This window comes from Haloarchaeobius pelagicus (assembly GCF_051207375.1).
Taxonomy (GTDB): Archaea; Halobacteriota; Halobacteria; order Halobacteriales; family Natrialbaceae; genus Haloarchaeobius.
Window position 1 is genome coordinate 64,384 of record NZ_JBPJZD010000004.1, and the last position, 11,707, is coordinate 76,090.

General features: G+C 57.8%; 8 protein-coding genes. 1 reads left to right on the plus strand and 7 read right to left on the minus strand.

Features of this window, described 5'->3' with window-relative positions; genetic code table 11:
• Window positions 1–19: 19 nt before the first annotated feature.
• A complete protein-coding gene (locus ACSC1S_RS21205) occupies window positions 20–2,857 on the minus strand; it encodes a UvrD-helicase domain-containing protein (RefSeq protein ID WP_435366061.1) in 2,838 nt (945 codons plus the stop codon).
• Window positions 2,854–5,442 carry a PD-(D/E)XK nuclease family protein gene (locus ACSC1S_RS21210; RefSeq protein ID WP_435366062.1) on the minus strand — a complete coding sequence of 863 codons (2,589 nt, stop codon included), beginning with the start codon at window positions 5,440–5,442 and terminating at the stop codon, window positions 2,854–2,856. Before ACSC1S_RS21210 ends, ACSC1S_RS21205 begins: the two co-directional genes overlap by 4 nt.
• Before the next feature lie 682 nt (window positions 5,443–6,124).
• On the opposite strand from ACSC1S_RS21210, the gene ACSC1S_RS21215 reads away from it, so the two are divergent.
• A complete protein-coding gene (locus ACSC1S_RS21215; RefSeq protein ID WP_492766639.1) occupies window positions 6,125–6,985 on the plus strand; it encodes an outer membrane protein assembly factor BamB family protein in 861 nt (286 codons plus the stop codon).
• Between the two features lie 128 nt (window positions 6,986–7,113).
• Here the strand turns inward: ACSC1S_RS21215 and ACSC1S_RS21220 are convergent, their stop codons facing one another.
• The 5 genes from ACSC1S_RS21220 to ACSC1S_RS21240 all read right to left on the minus strand — a co-directional run bounded on the left by ACSC1S_RS21220 (window position 7,114) and on the right by ACSC1S_RS21240 (window position 11,678).
• Window positions 7,114–8,961 (minus strand): archaea-specific SMC-related protein, encoded by a 1,848-nt coding sequence (locus ACSC1S_RS21220; RefSeq protein ID WP_435366064.1) that lies wholly within the window; start codon window positions 8,959–8,961, stop codon window positions 7,114–7,116.
• Window positions 8,958–9,554 (minus strand): rod-determining factor RdfA, encoded by a 597-nt coding sequence (gene rdfA / locus ACSC1S_RS21225; protein ID WP_435320989.1) that lies wholly within the window; start codon window positions 9,552–9,554, stop codon window positions 8,958–8,960. Before rdfA ends, ACSC1S_RS21220 begins: the two co-directional genes overlap by 4 nt.
• 54 nt (window positions 9,555–9,608) lie before the next feature.
• Entirely contained in the window at window positions 9,609–10,133 is a 525-nt protein-coding gene (locus tag ACSC1S_RS21230) for an Lrp/AsnC family transcriptional regulator (RefSeq protein ID WP_435320988.1), read from the minus strand.
• A gap of 293 nt (window positions 10,134–10,426) precedes the next feature.
• On the minus strand, window positions 10,427–10,906 hold the full coding sequence (locus ACSC1S_RS21235) for a PaaI family thioesterase (RefSeq protein ID WP_435366065.1): 480 nt from the start codon (window positions 10,904–10,906) through the stop codon (window positions 10,427–10,429).
• A 1-nt stretch (window position 10,907) separates the two neighbouring features.
• Window positions 10,908–11,678, minus strand: coding sequence for a carboxymuconolactone decarboxylase family protein (locus ACSC1S_RS21240; RefSeq protein ID WP_435320986.1), 771 nt, complete (start codon window positions 11,676–11,678; stop codon window positions 10,908–10,910).
• Between the last annotated feature and the right edge of the window lie 29 nt (window positions 11,679–11,707).

Here is an 11,707-nt window from a genome sequence, read left to right on the forward strand (position 1 = left end):
CCCACTATTTTTCTCCCCCTCAATTGATTTCAGCAACCAATTCAGCTAATCTCGATGATGGGAGTGGATCTATTTCCACGCACCTACCCTCGGCAGTATAGAAGATCCCAGCAATCACTTCGCGTTCAGGGAACCACTCGTCCAACACGTGATAGTACACGCTGAGTTGCTTCCGGTACTCATCTTCAGCGTGCCGCCCGAGGTCAGTCTTGAAGTCGATGATCTCGACGGTATTGGGACGAATGTGAACGAGGTCGATGATTCCTGAGATGGTTACCTGCTCGCCATCGACAGTGAGCGGGAGATACGCGTCCTCCTCGACTCGCAACTCTCCATCGAGGGAGTCCAGGAACGACTTGATGTGGCGCTCGTCGTCGTTCGAGGGTTCGACATCTCCTTCGAGCACGTACCGCTCAGCGAACTCGTGGGTCTGCGTTCCGAACGCGGTCCCTCTTCCGTCATCAACGTCCTCGAACACATCGTCGCGCATGAGCGTGTGTGGCGAGTGTCCGACCGGGCCATCCGGCGTCGGCACAGCAATCTGCAGGTGTGCCTGCGTCGTCTCGCTGATGTCGTCCTCCTGAACGTCGGGCTCAAGTTCCTCGAGGTCGACCGGAAGCTCTTCGATAAACGTGTTCGGGGACTCGCCCGAGGAGAACACGAGGTGGCTCTCAGCCCGCGTCATTGCGACGTAGAGCAAGCGTCGTTCCTCATCGTATCCACGCGGCAGGCACTTCCGGAGGACGTCACTCCGCCAGTTGTCGTGAATGTGGGGATACCCGTGGTCGTCGGCGTAGACCTTCCGCTGGCGGAGCCCAATCGGATCGTCGAACGTGATCGCGGTGCTGTTCCCCCCTGACGGTGGGAAGCGATGGGAGTTCATGTTCGCGAGCACGACGATGGGGTGTTCGAGTCCCTTCGCCGCGTGGATGGTCTGAACCGTTACCGAGTTCGTGCCGGCGCTCGCGTGAACCTCGTGCGTGCTTCCGTCCTCGATGCCGCGCTCGATGAACCGGATGAGGTCACCTCGTGTCAACGTCGTCGCGCTGTGGACGGACTGGATCGTCGTCAGCAGCACGTCGGCGTAGGCCCCGTCGTAGTCGTACTGGGAGAACACGCGCTGGGCAACGCCACCGACCGTCTCCAGCGATGCAAGCTCCGACTTGAACGTCTGCATGTTGGCGGGGTACGCCTCGGTATCGAGGACGTGTTTGACCTCGTCCAGCGTGTAGCCAGCTTCCTCGAGGACGACCGCCCATCCCCTATCGGCGTCGGATTCGAGGATTCGCAGCCAGGCCAGGAGCAGTTTCGCAGGGTCAGACCGGAACAATTCGATGCCACCCTCGTACGCCATCGGCAACCCGTATTCCTCGGCGACAGAGAGGAGTTCTCGGCCGAAGTCACGGGTCCGGGTGAGGACGGCGATGTCACCGTACTCCGGGAGGCGGAGTTCGTCGTTCTCTTCGACCTGATACGCGTCGTTCCCGACGATCTCCTGAATCTTGGTCAGAACAGCCTCGTGTTCGTCTTCGTGTTGAATCGCCTCGATGTGGGTGTTCTCGTGCGCGGCGTTCGATGAGAGCGACACGATGCGGTCTCGGACGGCCGCCTCGTCGACGTCGTCCTTGCTCGCAGCGGGGGTGACCAGGCTGTGCTCGGAGAAGTCGAGGATGGCCTGCGTCGACCGGTAGTTCTCGACGAGCTCAATATCGATGATTGGGCGTGTCGCCCACGATACTCGCTCGTGGTCTTCGTTCAATTCCTCCACAAACCGATCCAGCCGGGACTCGAACTCGGTGATGTTCTCGACGGCAGCGTACTGGAACGAGTAGATGCTCTGCTTCCAGTCGCCGACAACACAGACGTTGTTCGTGTCCGCAAGCAGGAGGGCGAGTTTGAACTGGATCTCGCTGGAGTCCTGGAACTCGTCGATCATCACGTACTCGAACGCGACGTCGTCGCGGAGTTGGTGGTCGTCACAGAGCAAGACGAACGCGAAGAGCTGGAGGAAGCTGAAGTTGAGGTAGTTCCGACTGAGCGCGAACTGCAGGTACTCGTGATAGACGTCGTGGACGAAGTTCTTGAGGCCCTCTCGCTGCTCGTCAAACGCCAGTCGTGCGACGGCAGCAGGGACCTGTTTCTCTCCCCATCCGCCACGGATCTCGTCTTCCTCGGGCGCGTCTGGGAGGTAGCACTTGTCGTTCCCGTAGCCCCCGAGTTTCGAGCGAAGCTTCGACTGCTTGTTCCCACCGTTCCGGGGCTGGTTCAGCTCTTCGAAGATCTCTTGGAATGCGTCGAAGTCGCCGTCCAGATGCCGCTCGCCGTTTCGATACCAGCCATCAGCCGTCGGGAAGACACCCTTCGCGGCGAGTTGATTGAGTAACCCGAGGAGTTCGACTGGCTCCTCGACGGCGCGGAAGAAGTCGTCGTACTCTGGGTGGTCATCGCTGAATCGGCGGATGAACTCGCGGAACTGCGCCTTCTCGACATTCTCGTCTTCGAGGACGCGCGTGGAGCCGGTGATGCGGTCGTCGATACCGAGGAGCGTGGGTGCCTCGAACCCGTGTTCCATGAGAATGTCGTGACAGAGGCTGTGGAATGTCTGGATGGGCGCGTCCGAGAGTTCACGCATCCGATAGTCACAGTTGGCGACGATTCGGTCTCTCATCTCCGTCGCCGCGCTGTTGGTGAACGTCACGAGGAGAACGTCCTCGGGCTCCACGTCCTCCTGGTCGACGATTTCTGCGTATCGACGGGTAACGGTGAACGTCTTCCCGGTCCCCGCACCGGCATCGACGACGTGGATGCCCTGTGTGCTGTCGATGAGGTCTTGCTGTTGGTCGTTCGGTGCGGTCATCGCGAACCACCCTCCAGAATGCAGTCTCGGTTGTCCACGTAGCGGTAGTTCGGGTCGCCGCCGAGTCCCTGGACTGGGAAGCGCTCATCACCGGCACGGCGGCCGTTCAATTCTGAGAGTCGATCTTGGACGAACTGCTCGAATGTGTCCACATCGCCCGAGAAATAGTTCTGGTTGCGAATACGGACCAAATGTCTCAGGGCCTGCTTGCAGCCGTTTTTCACGTACTTGTAGTCCCCAACAGCAGCAATCAGTCGCTCAGTGAGCGCTCTGCCGAACTCGGATTCGATGAGTTCGTCGCTATCGCTGGTGTCCGGGAACTCGTACGCATCCAACACAGCCTGATACACCTCGTACGTCGACTTCGAGAAGGTCTTGTTACAGTCGTTCGCGGCGTCTTCCTGCAGTTCGGTGAAGACAGCTGGACTCGCGATGTATTCCTCGTAGGTGACTGGGTAGTAGGCCACCGTCGTGAGGCAGTCCTCGAGAGACCCATCCCCGGTCACCACATCATCCAGTGTCTCCAGGAAGTGGAAGAACGTGAATCGCAGTTCCTCATCCGGGCGCTCGGCCCGCTGGTGTGCGAGATACAGCAACGCCTGGAAGTTCGGTTTGTCGCTCGGTGGGTCGAGTGCCGAGTGTTTGACGATGGAGTATGCCGACTTCTTTGAGCCGCTCTTGTAGTCGAGGAGTCGGGTAGGGCTGTGAACGAGGTCTATCTTCCCTTTCAACCCGAGGTCGGTGTTCTCGAACCAGCGTTCGGTGTGCGACGCATCGATGGGGCGGTCGTAATACGCAGCGAAGAAATTCTCTCCCCGGCCGCTGTCCGGTGTCGTCAAGCCATCACCTTGCGGCGGGTTTGCATCGAGAAATTCGACGATGGTCTGGAGGCCGACACGGTACTTGGTGAGTCGGACCTCCCGGTCGACGCCCCGGAGGAACGGGTCAACCTCGTCCAGAATAGCTGCTGCGACCTCATCGAGTGTGTCCGTCGTGATGACGTCCGGATGCGAGACGTAGAACTCTGCGAAGTCATGGAACAGGTTCCCTTCCCTGAAGTGCTCCTTGTCCGGGTTCTCGACGAGTCGACTGAAGAAGTAATCGCGGGGAGAGTTGACGTAGGTATTCAGACTTGACTGGCTGAGTGCAGTGACTTCCTCAGGGGAGACACCGAGTGGTTCTCTTTCGAACCCGTCCTGCGTCGGGCGAAATGCTCGTGAATGCTGCAGCGAGTCCAGGTCACTGAATCGGTCGAACTCTTCGTCGAACAGTTCCTCGAAGTACAGGCACGGGGTGACCGGCGTCCCACCGGCGGTATCCTGCACGAGGTAGTACTGGTCGACACCGTTCTGCAGGAGGAGCTGGAACTGTCGGATGTTCCGCTCGAACTCCTGGTCCCGGTCGACCCACGGACGGCGAGGCGACGAATGCGTCCACCCTTCGTCGAGCCCGAGATAGAACACGACGGCGCGGCCGACGTGAGCAGCCGATTTCGCATCGGCCAGCAGAACACCTTCGTTTTCCCGGTCCATAGGCACCTCATAGGACTGCAGATAGAACTCGAGTCGGTCGAGTGCCGGTTCGGTGACGACGTCGTCGAGGAGGCCGAGCGTCGCGAGTTCGTCTCTGAAGGCGTCAATCGTGGTGTCCGTGACCGCCTCGTATGCGTGGATAGCTTCTTCGAACGTGCTGGAGCGAATCCCATCACGGAACTCGAGGAGCCAGTCTACCTCCGAGCGGTCGAGGTCGTAGAGACGCTTCTCGTCGTGCTCGATATCGATGGGCATCCCGAGCTGGGTGAGGAGTGGTCGAACGTCGCCAACACGCGTATCTCGGCCGGCGTGCGCACTTCGAAGGAGCTGCAAGAATGCGCGGTGACGGGCATCGTCGGTGAACCCCGGACCACCGTAGTATGGAATATCTGCAGCTTCCAGCGCCGACTCGATGAGCGATGAGTACTGACTGGCTGCATCGAGGACGACAGCTACGTCGTCGGCGTTCTCCGGGGTGACCGTGTCGAGGACGGCGTCGACGATTGCGGCCGGTGAGTCGAGGATCCGGAACGGTGGATGATCGAACGACTCCTCGGAGAACGGGTCGATCGTTTCGTAGTCTGGGGGGAGGATCGAGCGTTCGAGCTCGGTGAACTGCTTGAACCCGACAACAGCGACCGACGTGTCGGCCTCGATGCTGTACTCGGTGAGGCGCTTGGACGTCGTGTCCATCTCCCCGATGCAGTCGACAGCGGTGTGCGTGGCCGTCGTCGCGAACTGTTCGTAGTCGAGAACAGCCTCAGACGTCCCCTGGTACTCCCAGCACTGGAGAATATTCCCGACCGCATAGGACGTCTCCTTCCAGTTGAGATCCGTCGTCTCGATGATTTCGAGAAACGCGAGTCGATCCTCGGCCTGTTCTCGACGTCGGGCCGCCAGTCGTCGTGGGGTAATCGCGAACGGCCCGAAGTGAGGTTGGTCGAGACGCCGATTCAGGGTGCTTGCCATCGGCGCGTCCGGCACGAGCACAAGGTCGAAATCCTTGCATTCCTCGTAGAGAGAATCGATAGACTTCGCTCGTGTAATTGACACGGACTATCAGACTCAGGTTGGTTTCAAAAATGTGTCGTCGGCACAGCTCTATCAGAAATTCGGGATAGTTCCGATAGACAACGGAAGGAGAGGGTAAACGAACGAAAGGCAGGATTGCAAGCACCGCCACACTACTCCCGAAACGGGAGAAACAGCAGCTGAGAACGTGCTCGCCGCATGCAGGGATTGGTCGGTCGCGAGCGTGTGGGGGGTTTTCGAGGAATAGTTAGAAAAGCCTAAAACGTGGTGATTTGTGCAGGTGTGGAGAGCCGAGCGTGGGGCGTAACCGTCCGGCTGGCATTCGCAACGGTAAAATTATACTTTTTTATTCATATATGTCGGCTATGGTTAAGATGGCCCCCCCTGAACGATGAGACGAACAATGCGACGACGCACCCTGGTGACTGCATTGGCCGGTGGTCTGGCTGGGTGTGCCCGCCTCGGCGGGTCGACAGCCCCCGACGTCCGGTGTAGCTCGGACGCCAGCGATGCGTCATCCCCATCACAGGCGACAGGCGCCTGGCCGCGGCCGCACTTCGACAGTGGGAACACCGGGTTCAATCCCGACGCCTCTGGGGTTACAGCCTGTCCCGAGATTCGATGGTCGTACTCGATCGGAGAGACCACCGTCGGCTCCACAGTCGTCGCCGGTGGAACGCTTTTCGTCGCCAGCTTCCCGAATATGCTTCGGGCCTTCGATCTCGCCACCGGTGACCTACGGTGGTCGGTCACACTCAGCGGGAGAGGGTACACCCCCGTCGTGCACGATGGCGTCGTCTACGTCGGTGGGGGTACCCACCTTGACGCGGTCGACATCGAGACACGGTCCATCCGTTGGTCTACTCGGGTCGGTCGGAGTCACGGGCCACCAGTCGTCGATGACATGGTAGTCTCTGCAGGCCATGACGGCGTCGTTCGTGCAATCTCGATTGACGACGGTAACGTCGAATGGCAGTACGACGCTGGAGGGACAGACAAAATTGGATTCCAAGCACCGCCAGCTGTCGCAGGCAGGACGGTCTTCGCAGGTCACGAGAACGGTAATTTGTACGCCCTTGACCTTGATTCCGGAGAGCTTCGATGGCGTCGAGACCTCGGCGCGCAGATCGAGTCGGCACCGGCAGTAGTCGACGACGTTGTCTTCGCCAACGCTGACCAGCCATTTGCACTCGATGCCGAGACCGGCACGACGCTCTGGCGGGGTCCACAGACGTGGGGTGAGACGCTCGGGGCACCAGCTGTCGCTGACGCCGTCTACGTCACTGCAGGCCGGACGCTCGAGTCGATGAAGCTCAGAGCACTCGACCTGGAAACCGGTGAGGAACACTGGTCGACGAACGTCGGCCTTCCAGAGGCCAGTCCCGCCGTCGCAGCCGGCTCTGTGTACGTCGGACTCGCGGGAACGTTCTACTCCTTCGACGCAATGGATGGGACGAGACAGTGGTCGATAGACCTGCCAACCGACATCATAGCGACGCCGGCCGTACTCTCCGGGCTGGTCGTCATCACCGACGGCGACGGGAACCTGTTCGCGCTCGGGTAACATCCGGGCATCCTGTTGATTCGCGGGCCGGTGTAGTTCCGACAGTGCGACGGTCAGGACCTTCTTGGACCGGGGTGGGAATCATCGTCTTCGGCGTCTCGCTGTCCTGCGCGGAACGTGGTTCTCTCTTAGTCTGCCAGCGCAGCGGACCGGAGAACAACAACGCTGTCATCATCGAACGAATCGGCCGTATCAGGATGCACAGCCGCTATCAAGAACTCGGGGATGTCACGGAAGTACGTAAGAAGTCGCTCGACACGGGCGTTGTCGAGCGCACCCAGCGAGTCCAACACCAAGACAGGCACCGTTTCAGCTAGCCCGTAGGCAAGATACCCTGAGAGTCCGAGGACAAGCCCGACGAGTTCGCGTTCGCTCTCAGCCAGATTCGAAACCGAGTCTTCCTGGACTGCGCCGTCGACCTCACGGGCGACCACGATCTCGAATTCGCCATCCAGCCAGATGCGTTCGATTCCATCGAAGTTCAGATCCTCGAGTAGGTCCTCCATCGCCTGGTTGAACTGCTCGCGAAGCCGCCGTTCCATATTCTCGAGCCGTTCGGTAATCTCCTCGATATCTGCGGTGAGGTCCTCGATTTCGGTATCGAGTGTGTCTCGACGGGTGAGATCTTCACGGAAGGAGTCACGAGTATCCTCTAGACGGCTGATTTCGCGGTCGAGGGTCTGCAGTTCGACTCGGGTCTCTTCGATGGAGTCTGCGATATCAGCGCCTTCGGCAGCCCGTTCACTCTTTCTGTCTTCTATCTCGTCGGTTACGGACTCGAGATTCGCTTCAATGTCGGCCAGCCGTGATCTTTGGGTCTCCAGCGACGATTTCCGATCACCGATACGCTCCGAGATCTGCCTCTGTTCACTCCGGAGCTTTTCCAGAGTCGATTCAGTCCGGCGAGCGTCATCGATATCCTCTTTCAAGGCCTCGATCGCAGGTCTTTGCTCCCGGCGCTTCTCTTTCTCCTGCTTGACTAACTCCTGTAAGTCCTCCAAGGTCGAATCGATATCTGAGACTGCAGTCATCTCACCGCAATTCCAGCAGGTTACGTCGTCGCCCGCAAGACTGTGCTCGCTCCCGAGAATGCCCGTGTAATCCGAATTGAGCATCTCACGGTTCGCGGTGAGGACAGATTGCAGAATCTCCACACGGTCGGTGAGCTCCTCCATCTCCGACTGAAGCCTGTTACGCTCTTTTCGAAGGGAGTCAACATCGTTCCCAGCGACCTCCGACTCGAGGTCTTCGATACGTTCGAGAAGGTCCGCTTGTTCGTTTTCGTACCGTTCGATGGCGGCCTCTGTAGCTTCCACCTGCTCGCGCGCCTGTTGCTTCTGATTCAGAAGTTCAGTTCGGCGATTGCGCAGCGACTCGAGTTCCTCGTCCACCGTTTGCGGTTCGTGCTTCTCTTCGAGCGTCTCGAGCGTCTCTTGCAGGTCACCTCGTCTCTCTCGAGCATCCTCGAGTGCAGCGGTCTTCTCCGCTAACCGGGATTCGATATCTGAAAGCTGCTCTCGCTCCCGTTTCAGCCGCTGTTTCTTCTGCAGTAAGTCCGAACGCTTGCGCTCGAGCGAGTCAAAATCTATCGGCCCCTTCAGCGCCTCTTCGATGTCGGTATCCTGCCGGACGGCCGAGCGTAGTTCGTTGAACTCGAGGAGAGCTGCGAACGGCGAAAATTGCGCACGGATTTCGGGGTCATCGAGCCAGGGGTCACCCGAGATCTCCGTACCGACCCCCCGTCGGCGGGCTTCCCGTGTAATGGATTTTTCTCCGATGCGGAGTGTAACCACTGCAGCTGATGCGCCGGACCGAATGGGGACTTGCTCCGCACCGAGTCCGAACGCGATCGCTTTCAACAGCGAGGTTTTGTTCGATGCGTTCGGTGCTGCGATAAGAGTAGAACCGGGGTCGAACGAGGTTTGGAGTTCCTCGATTCCGCCGACGTTCGAAACTTCGATTTCCAGGGTCGTCATCGTTCGTTAGTATCGGTACTGGCACACGAGCACAAATAGCCTCGTCGGAGTGCCCGGTCGACTGGAATTCTTGTCTGACACTCTTCGCACTCGAGTTCTGCCGTGAGAGTAACGCGAACGTTCTCGCTGCTATCCACCTTCCCCTTGTTCAACAGGGATTGAACCGCCTCAGATACCTTTTGCTCGGCACGGGCAGTCGCTATCTCTATCGACGTCTCCTCCCACTCGGTGGTCGTCTCCTCTCTCGTTGCTTCGAGACACTCCTTCAGGTGTCGCCGGATCACACCATAGGATACGAAATCATCGGTTAACTCGTCTATTCGCACACCCTCACTCTCGAGCTGTTGTTCCAGTTCGATTGCGGTCGTCGAGTCACCTTGGAGGCGTTCGTACTTCGACTCGACTTCGCCTGCCAGGGTTGACATGCCTACTTTGTCCATCTCTTGGCGGAGCAGATTACTGTTAAGCCAGTCGGCAAGTTGGCGATACCCCTTCCGTTCTGGCTTAGGCGCGGTCCACTGTTGGATGAGTCTCTCGTCGTAATACTCGGCGTCGTATTTGGCAAGGACTCTACACACTTTACACCCGGCCATTCTCTGTCGGTGGCTTAGGAGAGTCGTGCGTAAATATTCCCCGGAGAGACCAGATCAGTCCAGATTACGGATTGGGAAGTAGTTCGAGCCTTCGAGCTTCCGATGGGTCTCGATCAAATAATCGACGTTATCGACCTCATCGTAAGACCGAACAGTCGTCAGCACGGACTCGATGTCCCTGTTCGTTGCCGCAGTTGCGATGGCATAGATGTCGAACGACCCGAATCCACGACTTACGAACCAGACCTTGTCGTCGAACAATTTCTCGGCGACGTTCTCCTTGGCTTCGGGGTCATCGATGACGTTGATAAGTAGAATCATCACCTGCCAATCCTGCTCATTGGGGTGGATCATGAAGAAGATAGACATCGTATCGAGGATCTTGTCTACTCGATATCGAATGCCCTCACTGGTCATCTCGTAGCCCCTTTCCTGCAGTCTATTGGATATATCCGAATACGGTCGTCGAGGGTCCTTTACAAGCAGCTGAAGGATTTCCCAATCGATCTCATCAAGCTTTGTGGGTTTTGAGTTATTTGACATCGTACTGGGCCATGTGGTCGTCTGGCTGTTATCCATCTGGTTTCGAGTGCGTGACTATAAGGTTTGACTGTGTGGGCCCTTAGTGAACCACAAAGATATATCGACATTATTGAATGAAGGGAGAAAAGTCATATATGCTACTATAACTCTGGTAGAGATATATTTGGCATCTATTTTGAGAGGCCAACCTCCCTATAGAACAATAATTTATTGGGTAATTATACAAGATTCCACAAGATATATTCTGTATCTATCGGGGCGCCCAATCTGTCACCAAATAAAACCCATAAATCAGATATGTGTGTATATCTGTCTATTCTGTGCGCCACTCAAAACAAGCGGTAGGTGCCACGACCGACCACAGCTTCTGGTTCATGGTTCGTAGATTCGGACCTCGGCAACCGTGCGGTAATCCGGGCAACCGCGTTCGATTGTCCCACGTTCACGGTCTCCGCTTCGATGAACAGATCGTCAGTAGCAGGACGTAAATATGAGACATTCAGGTCTGTCGTCGATAACGACCCCTGGCCAAGCGCCTCGGTAGGGTCGTCGAACGTCGAGGCAACCGCGACAGCACCAGCTGCATCGAGGACAGCACTACTGACACCACCGTGGAGACCCTTCGGCCCTCCCGGATTGGCGAGCTTCTCCTTGTAGGGCACCACGAGATGCGCACGTCCCGACATGAGTGCCTTCACCTCAAGTCCAAGCCAACTCAGGTACGGGTGACAGTCTATGATGTGCTGGACAGACGCAACCGTTTCATCAGAGAGCTGATTGGAAAGCTCACCAGGCACGTTGAATACCACCTCACTCCGGGAGCTTCCCCTGTTTCCGAGCTTCGTCAACCAGGATCGGCAGCCCCTCGACCATCGTATCATACCCCTGTTCGCTTACCAGCTCGACGACTTCCAGAAGCTCGTCTCGCGTTGCACCGTAGTTCATCGCGTTCTGGACGTGTGACTGTAATCCAGGCGTGTACAGGTGCGTCGTGGACACGTCCGCTGCGATGTAGATGAACTCCTTGAGCTTCGGTTCGAGAACACCTTCGTTCCAGGGGTGCGATGACAGGTCGGTGTACTTGTCGAGGTACTCGTGATCCATCTGGAGAACCGCTTCCCAGAAATCAGACCAGTACCCACGACCTTCTTTGAATTTCTCCTTGACTGCCTGCTGTTCGTCTTTGACGGACTCACTGACGTCTTCGGGAAGCCCAGCTTCTTCCTGTACGACTGGCATGCCCTCGATCATCGAGTGGAGGCCAGCGACACTGACCAGTTCGAGTGCTTCCATGACTTCCTCCACCGATGCCCCGACTTCGAGCGCGTTCCTGATGTGGAATCGCATCCCTTCTTGATACAGATGGGTCGCACACCCGTCCAGTGCAACCAGAATAAGCGCCCGTTCTCGGTCACTGAGTGCTCCTTTGTCCCACGGGTGGGCTGCGAAGTTCGCATACACCTCGAATGAATCCGGGTTGAGCTGCAACCACTGGTCGTACGCGTCGATCCAGTAGCCGACGCTGTCTATAAATTGTTCTTTCAACTCCTGCTCCCGTTCTGATAGCTCGCTTTCTGACATGGCAACCTCACTCTCAAACCACTACTGGT

Excerpts from the sequence above, each read along its gene's own strand:
- ACSC1S_RS21205 (WP_435366061.1), bottom strand. The coding sequence starts at position 2,857 with ATGACCGCACCGAACGACCAACAGCAAGACCTCATCGACAGCACACAG.
- ACSC1S_RS21215 (WP_492766639.1), top strand. The coding sequence starts at position 6,125 with ATGCTTCGGGCCTTCGATCTCGCCACCGGTGACCTACGGTGGTCGGTC.
- ACSC1S_RS21220 (WP_435366064.1), bottom strand. The coding sequence starts at position 8,961 with ATGACGACCCTGGAAATCGAAGTTTCGAACGTCGGCGGAATCGAGGAA.
- rdfA (WP_435320989.1), bottom strand. The coding sequence starts at position 9,554 with ATGGCCGGGTGTAAAGTGTGTAGAGTCCTTGCCAAATACGACGCCGAG.
- ACSC1S_RS21230 (WP_435320988.1), bottom strand. The coding sequence starts at position 10,133 with ATGGATAACAGCCAGACGACCACATGGCCCAGTACGATGTCAAATAAC.
- ACSC1S_RS21240 (WP_435320986.1), bottom strand. The coding sequence starts at position 11,678 with ATGTCAGAAAGCGAGCTATCAGAACGGGAGCAGGAGTTGAAAGAACAA.